Raw genomic sequence first — 17,586 nt, 5'->3', positions numbered from 1 at the left:
AGGATAAATGACTATGGGTAAAATTATATTAAATAGATTGAAACACATGGATTATAGCATCATCGTGGTGGCATGTCTCTTAGCCGGATTCGGGTTGTTGATGATTTATAGCAGTAGTTATGTACTTGGCTATTTGGAATATGGATCCGCGAACCACTTTTTTATTCGACAGTTGCAGTGGTTTGGACTCAGCGTCTTCTTATTTATTTTTGTGGCGTTATTTCCTTATAAAAATTACCGGAAGCTTGCCCCGATGTTAGTCATTTTTTCAATCATACTATTAATTCTTGTGTTGGTTCCGGGAGTGGGGGTTGTCAGGAACTACTCGCAACGCTGGGTAGGGATAGGTCCCTTCACTTTTCAACCAACAGAAATAATTAAATTATTTATGATTATCTACTTTGCATCCTTTTATTCTAAAAGTGAGGAAAAGCTTGCTTCGTTTAAGACGGGTGTGTTGCCTCCATTAATTATATTATCTGTTATGTTTATACTGATATTGAAGCAACCTGATTTAGGCTCTGCTGCATTAATTTTGTTTGCATGTGGGTTCATTATTGTCTGTTCCGGTGTGAAAGGTCGCCATTTGTTGATGTTAGGCAGTGTCGGAATGGCGATTATCGTGTATTTTATATCATCTACCTCCTACCGAATGGAGCGGGTGACTTCGTTTATGGATCCATTCGCAGATCCGGCAGGAACAGGGTATCAGCTGGTGAATGGCTATATTGCAATTGGAACCGGTGGTCTATGGGGGAGCGGTCTTGGAAATAGTGTGCAAAAGCTCGGATTCCTTCCAGAGGCCCATACGGATTTCATTATGGCGGTCATTATTGAAGAATTAGGGATTTTTGGTCTCATTATTTTAATGGGGGCCTATCTATTTCTCATGTTTCGCGGCGTGCAGATCGCAAAAGGGACGACGGATATGTTCGCAAAATTGCTAGCGATAGGGATTACCTTTCAAATGATGACACAGGTCATTATCAACCTCGGTGCCGTATCGGGGCTTATGCCAATTACCGGAGTTCCACTACCATTAATCAGTTACGGCGGATCATCCATGCTCTTCACGATGATCTCCTTAGGCATCCTAACCAACATCTCCATCAAAAACCAAATGTCAGCAGCTTGAAGTGGGACACGGGGTCAGAGCTAGGCCACTGAAAAACCATAATTCAAAATTATCAGACACCACTTAGATATCCAAAACTAAAGAATTTAGGTTGTTATCCCCCACTTTTATATCTAAAAACAGCTAAAAATTGGGAACTGATTTTTTTATTTTTCTTAATCGGCACTTTTTCAGTGGCCTAGGTCAGAGCCCTTGTCCCACTTTTTTGTTGTCTAGGAAATTACACTAACGTTGCATTAAAACCATTTTTGAAAGTCAATCATCTTGATTAGCTATCTGAACTAATTATGGGGATATTTCGTCATTTATTCCTTCTATAAAAAGAACAATGAGGGTTTAAAGGTAGCCCTACATCATTGTCATATTATTTAATTGGATTGCTGGATCATAATGATAGTTTTCAATATTGTAATTTTATTAGAATACATTTATAATTCGAATGGAAATGCTTTTATAAAGATTATAATACGAAGGAGCTAACCAAATGAGTGAAGAATATGTAAACCTGCATGAAACGATGCAAAAAATAGAAAAGGTAATAAATAAAAATCCAGAACCAATAAAAGATCTTCGTTTAATTTACCAATTTGATATTACAGGAACGAAAGAAGAAAGTTACCAGCTATATTTACAAGGTGGAGAGGCGAAGGTTACACAGGAATCTAATAACCAACCAGACTGTACTTTAAAAATGTCAATTAAAAATTTCTATAAATTTTTAACGGGAAATTTGGGCGGAACAATGGCATTCATGACTGGAAAATTAAAAATAGATGGAGACATTACAAAAGCAATGAAATTAGAAAGTTTATTAAAGCAATATAATTTTGAGTAAAATTAAAAGGGGAAAGAGAGGATACAGGTTGACTTGGACAAGCTTTTCACACGTATAATCGACTTATTTTTGTAATGCAATAAATGGAATTCTAAGCTAAAGGAGATCTGCAATTCTATTAGTATTGCTCCCTTACAAGAAAACATAATATTTAGAAATGGAAGGCAATCGTTTTTGATTGTCTTTTTTTATCGTCACAGGTAGTAAGTGTTCGTTTTCCGATTTATTAAAGTAATTTGGCTCTAATCGCGACACCATTCAAAAGAGATTGTACATGAGTTTGCATGAGAGTTTTCAAAAAAAGAAGCTAGAAAAGTCTTTGTTCTTTAGTGGTTTTGAAATAAACGATTTTCATCGAATAAACTGTATCACTAGTTTCAGAGGAATTGTATAATACAAATCATTTTAATCATACTGCAACTCTAGGTATAATGGAATTGTTGTTCATTGAAACATAATAAGAATAAATATGAAACAGAATATAAATTAGATATGGATATAACAGGTCTGGGGCTGGGACAAATGCTCTGACCCTCTGTCCCACTTTTGAAAGGAGTAATTGTTGATGGATTATGTGTTGCCTGATGTTGTGAGTGATCGGTTGGAGGTTGTGCGAAGGAGGGATCCAGGGGAGTTTGCGTATTTGATTCGTCCGGGTGGGTATGTTCCGCCGCATATGGATTTATTAGTGGATGCGATTGTCGCACTCAGTATGGGAAAGAATGTTTTACTGAAAGGACCGACTGGAGCTGGGAAAACGAAATTTGCGGAAACACTATCAAATTTATTCCAGCAGCCGATGTTCAGTGTGAATTGTTCCGTTGATCTCGATGCGGAAAGTTTACTCGGCTTTAAAACACTTTCATATGAAGAAGGTAAGCAAGTGATTGATTTTGTGCCGGGACCGGTTACGAATGCGATGAAAGAAGGAAGCTTTTTATATATAGATGAGGTTAATATGGCAAAGCCTGAGACGTTACCGCTTATTAACGGTGTTCTCGATTACCGCCGCACGATTACGAACCCGTTCACGAATGAAATTGTAACGGCGAAAGATGGATTTGGTGTTATTGCTGCGATCAACGAGGGGTATATTGGGACGGTTCCACTGAATGAAGCACTGAAAAACCGTTTCATTGTAATTGAAGTTCCTTATATTGAAGGTGAACAACTGAAACGACTCATTACAACTACGACGAATTTAACGGATGAAAGATTAGTCGACTTATTTGTCCGGTTATCGGGAGACTTGATCACTGCGGTCTATCAAGGTAAGTTGCCTGAAGAGGCTGCATCGATTCGTGCATTGCTCGATGCCTGCGATTTAAGTACGCTTATTACGCCGAAACGAGCGATCCTCCGAGCAATTACAGATAAGCTTGAGGAAGAAAGAGAACGTGAATTTGTCAATAATATAGCCGAAACCTTATTTTAAAAAGGAGAATACAAGATGTATCGTTTCCATGACTCACGGGTCAGAACGAATTATTATATGCAGCTGCAGGACTTAACGAGCGTGTTATCCGGCTTTGCAGAATTGAAATTTGAATATGGTTTTGGTGCTGGAGTGAATCTTGTTGATGAAAAAGTGACGGGAAGCAGGTTCTGGGAAAAGCTTGATTTGGAAACACAAGTAGCCGGCTTGAAAAGTGATGTCTATCTTCGCGCAATTGGTACGATGCGATATTCTTATATACCCGATATGCAGGAATATCTGCGGAATATTGAGGAATCGCATCTGTCAAAATTTGCAACCCAGCTATTTGCTCTATTTGAAGATATCCGCCTAGAGGAAATAATTAAAAAAGAGCGTCCGGGGACGGTTGCAATTTTCCAGACACGCAGAAAGTATTTCCAGCATTTCTTCACAAGGCAAGTATCTGCTAATGTCACGCGCAGCCGAGGATTGGATGAATTGTTTTGCCTTATTTATTTACTCATTCAGTCTAATCATCCTGATCCGGATTTCGGACGGGCGACAGAACGAGCAGAGGAAAATCTTGAGATATTGAAACCCATGCTTTATTCCATTTATGAAGCGGAAACGACTAGGGATATTACGGAAATCTGTGAAAAAATTGTATTTCGTCTAGGTGAGCTATATGAGGAAGATTCCATCAATGAGTATTTTATTTTTCCAGTGAGTGAGATTCAGCGGTATGAGAAAAATACGTTATTTGATGAACTGACGCGTACCGATCAACTCGCGAATGATGATGTAGAAGACGTGAATAAGGAAGAGAGCGAGTATTTTGATGAAACATTTTCCACTTGGCACAGGGAGAGTGAGAACGAAGACCGCAAGCAGAACTTCTTGCAGTTCGAGCTTGAGCAAGGGGCGAAATCGAGTATGCTCGGTGGAGGGGTAAGAGAAACCGAAGATGCCGATCAGGCGCTAGCAAGTATTCAAGGTGCGGCCGGGGAAAGTAAGCAGAACGATTATTCGAAAATGGAAGCACTAGATGAACAAAGTGCGCAAGATGCAAAACAAGGTAATGAGTCTGTCTATGGGGAAGAAAATACGGATGCTGTAAAGATTGTGAAGGAAGCTGAAGTGCCGAGTCCAGAAGATCAGGAGCTGTACCGGGAATATGTTGCTTCGATTGAAATGTATCAGCGCAGGCTTGCCAATACCATTCGTAAAACAATCGAGCATAAACAGACGAATCCTCGGAAAGATTTACTTATTGGTCGCTTATCGAATAAGCTGCTATCTGTAGTCCTGGAAGATAATCCGCGGATCTTTTATAAGAAAAATGAAGAATCGAATGAGTTTGATGCAGTGTTTACGTTGCTTGTTGATTGCTCAGCTTCGATGCTTGGGAAAATGGAAGAGACGAAGAAGGGAATAATTCTGTTTCATGAAGTATTGAAAGAATTGAAGATTCCTCATTCTATTATTGGTTTCTGGGAAGATGCGAATGAAGTAAGACCGGGATATTTGCCGAACTATTTCCATATAATCCATTCCCATACGGATTCATTGTACGCAAATAATGGGGCGAAAATCCTGCAATTGGAAGCGGAAGAGGATAATCGGGATGGTTTCAGTATTCGCGTGGCAGTAGAGGCGCTTGAAGCCCGGCGCGAGAAAAATAAATTCTTACTCGTATTCTCTGATGGAGAGCCTGCAGCGAGCGGCTATGACCAGAACGGAATTGTCGATACGCATGTAGCTGTATCGGAAGCTAGGAAAAAAGGAATGGATGTCATCGGAATGTTCCTCGCAGAAGGGGAAATCGAGGAAAAAGACGAATTCACGATGCAAAATATTTACGGCAAAGAACGAATCATGGTACCAACCGTCGCAGAACTACCCGAACACTTCAGCACCCTCTTGAAAAAGCTCCTACTTAAAACCATTTGAGCGGGACATTGGGGTCAGAGTAATTGTCCCACATTTTGGGACAATTACTCTGACCCCAATGTCCCGCTATGTTATAATATGTAAAATAGAATGAATATTATAGAAAGAAGCGATACATATTGGCGAAGCAATCAGCTGTTAAGTTACAGACACAGAACAAAACGATGTACTCGATTTTATTTATTATTGGCCTCACTCATCTGTTGAATGATTCTTTGCAGGCTGTTATTCCGGCAATGTTTCCAATTTTAGAACGGTCACTTGGACTGACGTTCACACAGCTCGGGTTTATTACCTTTACGTTAAACATGGTCGCATCTGTCATGCAGCCGGTTGTCGGGATGTACACAGACCGGCGCCCAATGCCTTATGCCCTGCCATTAGGTTTGCTGTCAAGTATGTTCGGGATGCTTGGTCTTGCATTTGCACCGAACCTTCCTACAATTTTAATCAGTGTTGTCTTAATCGGATTAGGTTCAGCAGTCTTTCACCCAGAAGGTTCGCGCGTTGCCTATCTTGCAGCAGGGAATAAGCGGGGACTTGCACAATCAATTTATCAAGTGGGGGGAAACAGTGGACAAGCGCTTGCACCTATTATTACTGCACTTGTTCTTGTACCGATGGGGCAATTCGGTGCGATTTGGTTTGTACTTGTTGCGTTTATCGCTTCCATGTTCCTTGTCTACATATCTAGGTGGTACGCCGGCCAAATAGAAGTCGTGAAGAAAGCAACGAAAAAGGAAAAGAAATCTACAGAGACAAAACAAAAGCAAAAACTGCCGAAAGTTATTCGCAATGCCGTGATTTTACTCGTATTTGTTGTGTTCGTTCGCTCTTTGTATCATAGTGCGATTTCAAATTATTATGCCTTTTACGCGATTCAAAATTACGGTGTCTCTATCGCCGAATCACAAACCTTTATTTTTGTGTTTCTTCTAACTGGAGCGATTGGTACATTTATCGGTGGTCCTCTCGCTGACCGTTTTGGGAAAAAAGCGGTTATTATGGGTTCCTTACTTGCTCCCGTGCCGTTAACCATCATACTCCCATATGTCGGCCCGCTCGTAGCACTTATTTTGATCGGAATAATTGGAACGCTTATCCTGTCAAGTTTCTCAGTTGCCGTAGTATATGGTCAGGAAATGGTACCAGGGAAAGTTGGCACGATGTCAGGTTTAATTGTCGGACTTGCATTTGGAATGGGAGCAGTCGGTTCTGTATTTTTCGGAAGTTTAATTGACTGGATTGGCTTAAATCCTACAATGATTATTGTGTCATTTTTGCCATTACTTGGTTTATTGACAGTAATGCTTCCGTCCGATGAGAAATTAAGAGAAATCAACCGGGAATTGGGGCACGCAGGATATGTTTCCGAGTAACAGATTGAAAAAGCGATATTTGCTGATTCTATTATTCATATTACTCGTCACGATTGTTCTTTTGTTTTTCCGCTATGGCGGGGAGTTGCTTGTAACGGAAGATGATTTGGAAGATGTTGAGCAAACAGTGTTAGTACTGTTGATGGGAAGTGTCGGCGACCGGGCCCTTGGTGCACTTGAACTTTATGAAAACGAAAAAGCGGATCAAATATGGATGGTGCAGTCTCATCTTGAGGGACGTGAATTATTAGAAGAAAAAAATATTACCATTCCAGGGGATGCTGAATTAAGTAAAAGAATTTTAACAGATTCTGGTGTTCCGGAAGAAAAGATAACGATCATCCCTGGCGATGCAGAAAGTACGAAAGATGAAGCGCTGGCAGTGAGAAAATATGTACAGAATCACACGGAAATCGATCATTTGATTTTGACGACATCCAAATTCCATTCCTACCGCGCGAAGTTAATTTTCAATAAAGCTTTGAATGATAAAGGCATTACAATCTACTCATCCCCAACACCGTACGATCCGTATCAGGCACGAGGATGGTACAAGGACCGAGAAGATATCCAACGCGTCACAACGGAATATATGAAACTAGCACATTACTTCCTATTAGAACAATTCCAAATGAAATAAAGTGGGACACGGGGTCAACCTGTCCCACTTTTTTCTGTCTATCCCATGATCTATTAATATTACTTTACATTTTTCAACAAACCTAGGTATAATCAAATGGTGTGCAGCAAGCTATCTAAAAATATTCTATTCAACAAAGTTTCTTAATATTCAATCTTGTTGAATGGATGATGAAATTTATTTTCACCGACTTGTTTAGTTTATCACAAAACAAGAGCATGGGCATACTGAAAACAGCTAAGAAGAAAGGAGAAATAAAATGGCGCAACAACAGAAGAACAAGGAATCCTATGTTGAGGTAATTGGAGATACTGTTTATGGCAAGCATCTTATTGCGACAATTAGTCTCAGTATTTCCTTAAGTTTAATTGGTTTCTTTATTGGAAAACAAATATTTCCCCATATTGCACCTGAACAAATGGTGAAGTCCTATTCTCTACTGCTCGGAATTGCGGGAAGTTTAATCGCACTTCTAATCAATACATTATTATTCAAACCAAAGCGGATACTGAATGAGACTCCAAATACGAGTGCTGAGCTTACCGCAGTGTATCAAAAACTGCAATTCGATATTGAAGAGGAACGGGAAGCGATATTGAATGATCCCGTAACAGCACAAGAAATGAAAGAGCAAGGAATCTATGACATGTTTATGGAAGAAAAGAGGGAAGAGCATTAATGAATGTATTATTACTTGCGATACTACTCGCAATTGTTGCGGGAGTCATATTTACTTTAATAGGTCTTATTTCAGGATCAGACGAAACGGCGGTTATGGTACCGGCAACGTTAATTGTCGTGTTACTTGGTGCGCCACCTGAAGCAGTGTTTGCATTCTTTATGTCGGCAGTACTTGCAAAGCACTTGACGCATGCAATTCCGACCGCATTAATGGGGGTCCCGGGAGACACGACGGCAGCTCCGATGCTTGAGCACGCGAACTTTATGCGCCGCATTGGTTTACCCCATATCGCCCTTAGAAAAATGATTTCGGGTGGAATTATTGGTGCATTCATTGCCCTTCCCATTGCATTATTATTCGCTGTATTCTTAAGTCAATTCGGGACATTTTTCCAGGATAATGCAGGTATTATATTTACTCTAGCTGCCGTATTGATCGGGTATGTTTCAAAAGGACGTTGGGTTAGTATTCTGCTCATTGTTCCCCTAGCTTTAATTATTCAAGGCTTGAATTTAGTCAGTACATCAATATTAGGGAGCGGCTTGTCCATCAGTTTCTTTCTAGGAATTGCGATTGGGCCGATGTTAACGGATATATTACTCGCGACTTCCCGTAGTGCACGCCCCAACATAGAACGGACGAAAAAGAATGAATATAAGCTTGCCCCTGAGCAGAAGTCTTGGTCCGGATATTTCCCAAACCCGTTTAAAGTATTAACGAAAAAACAGACAGCTGTGGTAGGGGGGACGTCTTTCCTTTCATCATTAACGTTTGCACTTAGCCCAGTTGGAATGACATCACTAATGGGAGAAATTGTTGGTTCGAGGGTGAAAGGGCAATATAAAAAATCGACAACTAGTCTTGCTACGATGAACGCAGTAACGGAATCGACTTATGTTGCGGAAACGCTTATCCCGCTTATTGCGTTTGGAATTCCACTTAGCCCGGTTGCGATTGGGCCGGCTCAAGCGTTATTTAACGCACCACCGGTATACACGACAGAACCGGTACATAATCTGCATACGTTGATGGCACCGATGGATTTCTTCATTTATGGTTTAATCGGATTGATTGTTGCATCCATCATTGCTTATCCATTTTCAATGAATTATGCGCGAAAAGCAACGGTGCTCGTGTTGAAACGAATTAATCAGGAAGCAATTATTGCAATGTTTATAGGGATCGTATGTCTGCTTGCATTTTACGAAGGCGGACTAGTTGCGGTATTCGTCACCTTTGCCATGGCCATGGTCGGCGGAATGCTGAACCGTTTTCTCGGAGTAGGCGTCGGAGTCCAGTTCATGGTATTTTACGGATCCAGCTGGATCATCTCAACATTACTAGGATTATAATAGAAAGCGGGACAAGGGGGTCAGAGCAAATGTCCCAGTCAGGTGGGACATTTGCTCTGACCCTCTGTCCCAATTATCTTAAGTTTAAAAGCCCACTGCACATCTAAATTTACCATTTTGTCACAATTTCACGTATAATACAGTGCAAAATCACCGACCTATGTGATATAATGAACATGTAATTAAATGTGAGGCATTGAACAAATGAGTGGCTGATCATTATAGCTTTACTAAACAATAAGTAATGATGAACACCAATCCAGGAGGTTGATGAAAATGGCAACTGAAACAAAAGAAAAACTTCAATTTACCGGTGGAAAATGGGAAACTGAAATCGATGTGCGTGACTTTATTGTGAACAACTTTACACCTTATGTGGAAGATGAAAGTTTCTTGGCAGGACCAACAAAGTCAACAGTTGAGTTATGGGATCATGTGATGGAATTAACAAGTAAAGAGCGAGAAAATGGCGGAGTATACGATATGGATACGAAAGTTGTATCCACGATAACTTCACATGGTCCAGGATATTTGGATCAATCAAAAGAAAAAGTTGTCGGTGTACAAACTGATGCTCCGTTCAAGCGATCCCTTCAGCCTTTTGGAGGAATCCGGATGGCGGTTGATGCTGCCCAAGCTTATGGATTCGAGGTGGATGAGGAAGTAAAGCACATTTTCACAGAGTATCGTAAAACGCATAACCAAGGTGTATTCGATGCATATACTCCTGAAATCCGTGCAGCAAGAAGAGCTGGTATTATTACAGGACTCCCAGATGCTTACGGACGTGGACGGATTATCGGCGACTATCGCCGGGTTGCGTTGTACGGGGTCGATCGTTTAATCGAGGATAAACAAGAACAGCTTCGTTCAGTTGGTGCAAATGGCATGATGAGTGAAGAAGTCATTAGAGACCGTGAAGAAATTAACGAGCAAATACGTGCATTACATGAATTAAAGCAGCTTGCTGAAAGTTATGGATTCGACATTTCTAAGCCGGCAACCAACGCGCAAGAAGCATTTCAATGGCTATATTTCGGTTATCTTGCAGCGATTAAGGAACAAAACGGCGCCGCTATGAGTTTAGGTAGAGTGTCTACATTTCTAGATATTTATATAAATCGTGATTTGGAAAATGGTATTCTGACAGAAGAGGAAGCACAAGAGTTAGTCGACCATTTCGTAATGAAACTGCGAATCGTCAAATTCTCAAGAACGCCGGATTATAATGAACTGTTCAGTGGTGACCCGACATGGGTGACGGAATCCATCGGCGGGATTGCAAATGACGGAAGACCACTTGTTACAAAAAGTTCTTTCCGTTTCTTGCATACGTTAGATAATCTTGGACCGGCACCTGAGCCGAACTTAACTGTCCTTTGGTCCGAGCAATTACCGGAGAACTTTAAAAAATATTGTGCGAAGATGTCCATTAAATCAAGTGCAATCCAATATGAGAATGACGATATTATGCGTCCAATTTATGGCGATGACTATGGAATTGCCTGCTGTGTGTCTGCGATGGCAATCGGGAAACAAATGCAATTCTTCGGTGCCAGGGCTAACTTAGCGAAAGCACTCCTTTACGCGATAAATGGCGGAAAAGATGAGGTATCCGAAGTACAAGTTGCTCCTGCCTATGCCCCAATCAATGCAGAGTACTTGGATTATGATGAAGTCATGGAGAAATATGACGATATGATGGAATGGCTAGCGAAGATTTATGTGAACACATTAAATATCATTCATTTCATGCACGATAAATACAGCTATGAACGAATTGAAATGGCATTACATGATAAAGAAGTTTTACGTACGATGGCTTGTGGGATTGCAGGTCTATCCGTTGCAGCCGACTCCTTAAGTGCGATTAAACATGCAAAAGTAAAAACAATCCGCAATGAAGCAGGGCTTGTCGTCGATTATGAAATCGAAGGAGATTTCCCGAAATACGGAAATAATGACAACCGTGTGGATGATATTGCAGTTTATCTTGTAAAAACATTTATGGAAAAAATCAAGCATTACAAAACATATCGTGATGCAGTGCCAACCCAATCCGTGCTGACAATTACATCCAACGTCGTCTACGGGAAGAAAACTGGTAATACACCAGATGGCAGAAAAGCAGGAGAAGCCTTTGCCCCAGGTGCGAACCCAATGCACGGCAGAGATAAGAATGGTGCTCTAGCGTCATTACTTTCCGTTGCGAAGTTACCTTATGAAGAATCACTGGACGGCATTAGTAATACATTTTCTATCGTACCGAGAGCATTAGGAAAAGATGAAGATACTCGGGTCATGAACCTTGTTGCAATGTTGGACGGATACGCAAATAAGGAAGGTCACCACTTGAATGTAAACGTATTTGACCGGGAAACATTGCTCGATGCAATGGAACATCCAGAGCAATATCCGCAGCTCACCATCCGCGTATCCGGTTATGCCGTTAACTTTATTAAGCTGACAAGAGAACAGCAAATTGAAGTGATTAACCGAACATTCCATGAAAGCAGATAAAAACAAATGAGAAGGCAAGCGAAATTAAAGGGAGGTAGTAATATGCAAGGAAGAATTCATTCAGTCGAAACGTTCGGAACGGTAGATGGACCAGGACTGCGTTATATTATTTTTACACAGGGCTGTCCGCTCCGTTGCCAGTTCTGTCATAATCCCGATACATGGAAAATGAGTGATGGGAAAATGATGACGGTTCAAGAATTGGTGGATGATATTCTCGACTATCTCCCTTTTTTCCAAGCTTCTGGAGGGGGAGTTACAGTAAGCGGCGGTGAACCCTTGTTACAATGCAAATTTTTGATTCACTTATTTAAGGAATTGAAGAAATATGGAATTCATACAACAATCGATACGTCTGGTGGTTTATTCAGTTCTTCTCCACATTATTTAGAAACATTAGATGAATTACTTGAGTTGACAGATCTTGTTTTACTCGATTTGAAACAAATCAATGCAGAGAAGCATAAAACATTGACCGGGTTATCGAATGAACATATTTTAGCCTTTGCCAATCATTTAAAGGAAAAAGATGTCCCTGTCTGGGTGAGACATGTGCTCGTACCAGAACGAAGCGATTTTGATGAAGATTTACATGCACTAAGAAGCTTCATCGATACATTGCCGAATGTGGAAAAAATAGAAGTGCTGCCTTACCATAAACTTGGAGTTTATAAGTATGAAGCGCTTGGCATGGATTATCCATTAGAAGGAATCGAGCCACCGACGGAAGAACGAGTAAGAAATGCGGAAATGATACTAGGTTGTTAGGAAAATGGGTTAATTGAAGCTTAGGCTTTGATTGACCCTTTTTTTGATGTTTATTTTCATTTTGACGAACGGTTCAAAAGCATTTAAGATGAAGGTGTGTGAAAAAATTCAAAAAAGTAGGATGAATAATGAAACGAAAAACTTCTTGGCTTCAAGCAGTGAAAAAACTTTTATTTACTAAACGAGCGATTACATTTACGATTGCGACATTGCTGTTTCTTGCACTACTTTATTTTATCCCCGGCCATGTCGATTGGAACGCTCGTGTTGCGATTTCTGTCATGGCGTATGGACTTTTACTTTGGGCAATGGAACCAATTCCGCTTGGGATGACTTCCGTTCTTACGCTTGTATTACTGCTTTTCTTAAACGGGACAACGATTGATACAGCTTTAAGCGGATTTGCATCATCCGCTGTTTTTTTAATTATTGCTGGAATGATGATCGCAAAGGCGGTCAATGCCACCTCCTTAATGGAGCGGGTTACTTATGCGATTCTTGCAAAATGGGGTAAGTCGCCAAAAGGGATTTTTGCTGGGATGTTTTTACTTATGCAGGTGCAGGCTTTTTTTATTCCGGCAACAGCGGTAAGAGCCCAGCTCATAACGCCGGTGGTTCTTTCTATATTGCGAGTAGTAGGTGCAGGTAGGGAAAGTAATTTCAGTAAGCTGATGCTTATCGGGACGGCTTTTGCAGGGAATATAAGTGGTACAGCGATTTTAACGGCTGCAATTGGAAATATCCTGACGATTGAAATTTTGCAATCCTATCTTGGAACGTCTTTATCCTATCTAGATTGGTTCATCTATGCATTGCCGATCTGGCTGCTTTTGATTATTACTATTCCGATCATCGTCTGGTTTTGCTATCCACCAGAGGACTATTCGTTTAGTGATTTGCAGAAGGAGATGAAAGAGAAGCAGACGGCGTTAGGTAAGTTTTCCAATAAGGAAATTAAATGTCTGCTCATTCTTACGCTTACAGTGATACTGTGGATGACACAGGCCCTTCATGGTTATCATCCGACAATCCCGGCACTCTTAGCGGTTGTACTCCTAGCATTTCCTAGGATTGGAGTTGTCAAATGGAACAAAATAATTGATGTGAATTTCGATATGGTGCTGCTCATCGGTTCAACATTATCTCTTGGATTCGTCTTGATTGAAACAGGAGCAATTGATTTACTAGCGGGATTGTTTACAGCTGATATTGTGCAACAAGCCTTTAGTAACCCATGGCTTGCCTTATGTTTAGTCGTTATTTTATCGCAAATTTATCATCTTGGGGTAACAAATGTGTCGACAGCTGTTGTTACGCTCATGCCCGTCCTAATCGGCTTATCATTGCAAGTAGGCATTGATCCAATCGTCATTGCATTTGCTTCATCGGTTACGATGCTGTTCGGTTATATATTAGTTGTGGAAACAATGCCAAACGTTGTAATTCATGGAACGGGTTTGATTAAACAACGTGATTTTTATTTGCCGGGAATTATTGCAACAGTTGTAACGACGTTTATTACACTGCTCGTCGCGTTTACATGGTGGCGCTGGCTTGGGTTCTGGCCGTAATAATGAGGGGGAAATTTAACCTAAATAACTTCCTTTTTTCAGTTGACTTTGGATATTGGATACAATGTACTTTTACTTAACGAATTATCGAAATACTTGCTTATAAATGATAGTGAAAAATGAATGATTTCCTGAGGTAGAACTACATGCAAAAACGATCACGCTAGAAGAAATCAACGAAGGCTTTGATTTACTAGCCTCAGGAGTCTACTCCAGAATAATTGTGAAGTTTTAATAAAAGAAAGGGAAAAGGTGTCACACTTGTCCCATTCTTTCATTAAATCATGTCTATGAAGGGGCGTTTATATGTCCTCTCACCTCCCAATTGGCAGCATTTGGACTACCTTTACCCCTGAAAAGGTCATCCAAACTACTACCTCTATTCTGCTTCCTAATTTGTTCGAAATCTCTTCACATTTGTTTCCTTCCACACATAAAGGAACTAGTTGCTTTTCGTTTTCATAAACAACCCCTATAATGTGATTAAAAGATAGGTTAAAATGTTAAGTAAATAAACCGAAATGGCAATTTGTTTTTACGGATGAATATATCCGGTCTCAACAAACAGATGGAGGAGTTAAACATGCAACTAACAAAGGATAATGCAAAAGTAAAGCCGATTGACTGCTCACATTACATTAATGGTGAATTTGTGAAATCCCAACGTGGGAAGAACTTTGAACCACCGCCCACTAAGTATCGGGCGTTATAGTCAATGGCAAGGAGCTGTAGCTATGGCTCGGAGCAAATTGTAAATTTGGAGATTTTCCTTAAAGGTAACGCAAATAATTAGTTATCAAAGAGCAAATTTATGTTCTTGAAATATATAATACGAGGGGTGATGTTCATGGTAAGTGTACATAGAAATGATTTTTGTCCGTGTGGAAGTGGGAAAAAATATAAAATTTGTCACGGGGCGCCCAAATCCAAGGTCATTCAAATGGATACTAGTCGTTATGAATTTGAATTGGAACGATTAGAATCAGATCTTCTAAGCTTTGCCTGGTACGAATATGAAGAGGAATTGTCGGAAATGTCTGCTTCGGAAGCCCGCAAATATAATATAGATGATCAAGAAGTAATAGAGATTTTGAAGTACGGTCTTTTAGAATGGGCGATTTTTTATCAATCTTATCGCAAGGGACAATCCCTATTTGATGAATTTTACCGAAGAGAGAGGTATGCAATAAAGTATGAAAATGTTAGAAAAACATTTGAAAGTTGGAAGGAAGCTGTTCCATCCATCTATGAAATTATTGATATTACAGACACCTCTGTCACGTTTAAAGACCGGAGAAGCAAGGAAACATATACGTTGCTGAATAAAGAGCAAGACCTGGAGATGGAAGAAGTATTTATAGGAATATTAGTTCCTTCCATCCAATCTTATGACTATATGCTTATTCTGACTCCAGTTGTGAATTCGGAAATGTTGTGCAACGACAATCATCCAATCTATCAGCTTACGGACGAAGAATTCATTGAAAACTATCCGGAAATTTTAGTGAAATCAAGAGTGAACGAACACTTGGATGATAATTTTGCTATCGAGTGGGCAGATCCGCTATACGGAGAAGTTATTGAAATTGTGACAGAGCAGATGAAAATGAAAGGGGCAGTTTCCGATCATTTTTTCGATATGGCGATTGTAATATGGAAATTATATACGGAAGCGGTACGTCCGACAATCAGAAAACCTGAAGGATTTGCTGCAGCGATTGAATTCATTGTTTATAACGCTAATTATGAAGAAGATATGTCAAAAACAGAACTTGCAAGAAATTATGAAGTTGCTGTTTCAACCGTCACAAATAATATAAATAAAATGATGCCTGTCATCGTAAAAGAACTAACCAAAATACAAGAAGAAATAAATGAAATCATTTAACAACACGGAGTCAGAGGATTTATCTGGGACAAGGGCTCTGACCCCGTGTCCCAGAAGATTCCTCTCTTATCCAGTTTTTTTACGTTTTTCATTCTCGGAAATAATGTAGGCACATGCCGCGTCACCTGTAATGTTAACTGCTGTCCGTAGCATATCAAGTAGCCGGTCGATTCCAATTATTAGAGCAATCCCTTCAACCGGGAGCCCAATTTGCGAAAGGACCATTGCAAGCATGATTAGTCCGACACCTGGTACACCAGCCGTTCCAATACTAGCCAGTGTTGCTGTAAGAATAATCATAATGATTTCCGAGAATCCAAGATCAATCGCATACACTTGAGCGATAAACACAGCAGCTGTTGCTTGCATAATGGCTGTTCCATCCATATTGATTGTGGCGCCAAGGGGTTGAACAAAGCTGCTTATACTCTTGCTCACTCCAAGGTTTTCCTGAGCTGACTTCATTGAAATTGGTAAGGCTGCATTGGAACTTGACGTACTGAAAGCAACTGACATCGCCGGGAAAAATACTTTATAAAATGTCCAAGGATTTGCTTTTCCAAGCAGCCAGATGGCGAGACTATAAACAACAGCAGCATGGACAAATAACCCAAGGATAACAGTTCCCATATATGCTCCCATTGAGCCGATTGCATCAAGTCCTGCTCCGCCAATCGCCGAGGTAATAAGCGCAAATGCACCATATGGGGCTGCTTTCATAACTAGGTTAACAAGAAACATAAGAATGTCGTTGGCTTGCGTGAACAAACGTTGGATACCTTGTGTTTTATCTTGTAGAAAGGCAAGTGCGATACCGATGAAGATGGCAAATGCGATGATTTGCAACATATCACCAGAAGACATGGCAGACACTGGATTCGTAGGAATAATATTAACGATTGTTTCAACAACTGGCGGGGCTTCAGCCGCTTCGTAATCTGCGGCATCTACATCAAAGACACCTTCCGTCCCTGGCTTGATCATAAAGGCAAGCGCAAGGCTAATACATATAGCAATTGCAGTCGTAATAAGGAAAAAGCTAATCGCCTGAATTCCAATCCTACCTAGCTTAGCCGGCTCACCTAGACCAGCGGTACCGAGCACAATCGAGACAAAGACAATGGGAACAACGAGCATCATAATCAAGTTGATGAACACTTGACCAACCGGGGTTAATAAATACATATCAAGTAGTGAGAAAGCGCTTTCAGGAATAAACGTTAAAATAATACCTGCAATGACACCAAGAACGAGGGCGATTAAAATCTTTTTCGTCAGACTCATCATCCGCCTCCTCATCTTCTATTGGTATGGGTTACAATTATATTCCCTATAGTTTATGCTTTTAAAACATAGTTAGAACAGAAATATTAACCCTGAGGCACCACCAGCCATTCAAATGCTATCCAATTTAATACTTGGAAAAAGAACGGGAACTAAATCAGTACG

14 protein-coding genes are annotated in these 17,586 nt (G+C 40.4%); 13 read left to right on the top strand and 1 reads right to left on the bottom strand.

Going from position 1 to position 17,586, the window contains the following annotated elements:
- Positions 1–7 precede the first annotated feature (7 nt).
- From ftsW to IEX94_RS03195, 13 genes are all read left to right on the top strand, one after another.
- Complete coding sequence (gene ftsW / locus IEX94_RS03250; RefSeq protein WP_188855999.1) at positions 8–1,135, top strand: putative lipid II flippase FtsW; 1,128 nt, start codon at positions 8–10, stop codon at positions 1,133–1,135.
- A gap of 484 nt (positions 1,136–1,619) precedes the next feature.
- On the top strand, positions 1,620–1,970 hold the full coding sequence (locus tag IEX94_RS03245) for an SCP2 sterol-binding domain-containing protein (protein WP_188855998.1): 351 nt from the start codon (positions 1,620–1,622) through the stop codon (positions 1,968–1,970).
- A 565-nt stretch (positions 1,971–2,535) separates the two neighbouring features.
- Positions 2,536–3,405, top strand: coding sequence for an ATP-binding protein (locus tag IEX94_RS03240; protein WP_188855997.1), 870 nt, complete (start codon positions 2,536–2,538; stop codon positions 3,403–3,405).
- 15 nt (positions 3,406–3,420) lie between these two features.
- Positions 3,421–5,337 (top strand): vWA domain-containing protein, encoded by a 1,917-nt coding sequence (locus IEX94_RS03235; protein ID WP_188855996.1) that lies wholly within the window; start codon positions 3,421–3,423, stop codon positions 5,335–5,337.
- Between the two features lie 164 nt (positions 5,338–5,501).
- Positions 5,502–6,716 (top strand): MFS transporter, encoded by a 1,215-nt coding sequence (locus IEX94_RS03230; RefSeq protein WP_188856082.1) that lies wholly within the window; start codon positions 5,502–5,504, stop codon positions 6,714–6,716.
- Positions 6,703–7,356: a YdcF family protein gene (locus IEX94_RS03225; RefSeq protein ID WP_229782539.1), complete on the top strand. Its 654-nt coding sequence runs from the start codon at positions 6,703–6,705 to the stop codon at positions 7,354–7,356. The genes IEX94_RS03230 and IEX94_RS03225 overlap by 14 nt, the downstream gene beginning before the upstream one ends.
- Before the next feature lie 259 nt (positions 7,357–7,615).
- Complete coding sequence (locus tag IEX94_RS03220; protein ID WP_156855023.1) at positions 7,616–8,035, top strand: hypothetical protein; 420 nt, start codon at positions 7,616–7,618, stop codon at positions 8,033–8,035.
- Complete coding sequence (locus tag IEX94_RS03215; protein ID WP_156854884.1) at positions 8,035–9,390, top strand: tripartite tricarboxylate transporter permease; 1,356 nt, start codon at positions 8,035–8,037, stop codon at positions 9,388–9,390. Before IEX94_RS03220 ends, IEX94_RS03215 begins: the two co-directional genes overlap by 1 nt.
- 276 nt (positions 9,391–9,666) lie before the next feature.
- Positions 9,667–11,910 (top strand): formate C-acetyltransferase, encoded by a 2,244-nt coding sequence (gene pflB, locus IEX94_RS03210; RefSeq protein WP_373290787.1) that lies wholly within the window; start codon positions 9,667–9,669, stop codon positions 11,908–11,910.
- A gap of 42 nt (positions 11,911–11,952) precedes the next feature.
- Complete coding sequence (gene pflA / locus IEX94_RS03205; protein WP_188855994.1) at positions 11,953–12,678, top strand: pyruvate formate-lyase-activating protein; 726 nt, start codon at positions 11,953–11,955, stop codon at positions 12,676–12,678.
- Positions 12,679–12,806: 128 nt separating this feature from the next.
- Entirely contained in the window at positions 12,807–14,249 is a 1,443-nt protein-coding gene (locus IEX94_RS03200) for an SLC13 family permease (protein ID WP_188855993.1), read from the top strand.
- Between the two features lie 583 nt (positions 14,250–14,832).
- Positions 14,833–14,961: a hypothetical protein gene (locus tag IEX94_RS19965; protein WP_268239573.1), complete on the top strand. Its 129-nt coding sequence runs from the start codon at positions 14,833–14,835 to the stop codon at positions 14,959–14,961.
- Positions 14,962–15,096: 135 nt separating this feature from the next.
- Positions 15,097–16,137 (top strand): SEC-C domain-containing protein, encoded by a 1,041-nt coding sequence (locus IEX94_RS03195; protein ID WP_188855992.1) that lies wholly within the window; start codon positions 15,097–15,099, stop codon positions 16,135–16,137.
- 66 nt (positions 16,138–16,203) lie between these two features.
- Here the strand turns inward: IEX94_RS03195 and IEX94_RS03190 are convergent, their stop codons facing one another.
- The gene (locus IEX94_RS03190) at positions 16,204–17,421 is read right to left on the bottom strand and encodes a dicarboxylate/amino acid:cation symporter (RefSeq protein ID WP_188855991.1); all 1,218 of its coding nucleotides are present in this window, start codon (positions 17,419–17,421) and stop codon (positions 16,204–16,206) included.
- Positions 17,422–17,586 lie beyond the last annotated feature (165 nt).

The organism is Oceanobacillus indicireducens, assembly GCF_014647195.1.
Taxonomy (GTDB): Bacteria; Bacillota; Bacilli; order Bacillales; family Amphibacillaceae; genus Oceanobacillus; species Oceanobacillus indicireducens.
Note: the sequence above shows the minus strand (reverse complement) of the source record. Positions and strands in the feature narration are given on the sequence as shown.

Bases quoted from the DNA above. Each gene is read 5' to 3' on its own strand.
- ftsW (WP_188855999.1), top strand. From the start codon at position 8: ATGACTATGGGTAAAATTATATTAAATAGATTGAAACACATGGATTAT.
- IEX94_RS03245 (WP_188855998.1), top strand. From the start codon at position 1,620: ATGAGTGAAGAATATGTAAACCTGCATGAAACGATGCAAAAAATAGAA.
- IEX94_RS03240 (WP_188855997.1), top strand. From the start codon at position 2,536: ATGGATTATGTGTTGCCTGATGTTGTGAGTGATCGGTTGGAGGTTGTG.
- IEX94_RS03235 (WP_188855996.1), top strand. From the start codon at position 3,421: ATGTATCGTTTCCATGACTCACGGGTCAGAACGAATTATTATATGCAG.
- IEX94_RS03230 (WP_188856082.1), top strand. From the start codon at position 5,502: ATGTACTCGATTTTATTTATTATTGGCCTCACTCATCTGTTGAATGAT.
- IEX94_RS03225 (WP_229782539.1), top strand. From the start codon at position 6,703: ATGTTTCCGAGTAACAGATTGAAAAAGCGATATTTGCTGATTCTATTA.
- IEX94_RS03220 (WP_156855023.1), top strand. From the start codon at position 7,616: ATGGCGCAACAACAGAAGAACAAGGAATCCTATGTTGAGGTAATTGGA.
- IEX94_RS03215 (WP_156854884.1), top strand. From the start codon at position 8,035: ATGAATGTATTATTACTTGCGATACTACTCGCAATTGTTGCGGGAGTC.
- pflB (WP_373290787.1), top strand. From the start codon at position 9,667: ATGGCAACTGAAACAAAAGAAAAACTTCAATTTACCGGTGGAAAATGG.
- pflA (WP_188855994.1), top strand. From the start codon at position 11,953: ATGCAAGGAAGAATTCATTCAGTCGAAACGTTCGGAACGGTAGATGGA.
- IEX94_RS03200 (WP_188855993.1), top strand. From the start codon at position 12,807: ATGAAACGAAAAACTTCTTGGCTTCAAGCAGTGAAAAAACTTTTATTT.
- IEX94_RS19965 (WP_268239573.1), top strand. From the start codon at position 14,833: ATGCAACTAACAAAGGATAATGCAAAAGTAAAGCCGATTGACTGCTCA.
- IEX94_RS03195 (WP_188855992.1), top strand. From the start codon at position 15,097: ATGGTAAGTGTACATAGAAATGATTTTTGTCCGTGTGGAAGTGGGAAA.
- IEX94_RS03190 (WP_188855991.1), bottom strand. From the start codon at position 17,421: ATGAGTCTGACGAAAAAGATTTTAATCGCCCTCGTTCTTGGTGTCATT.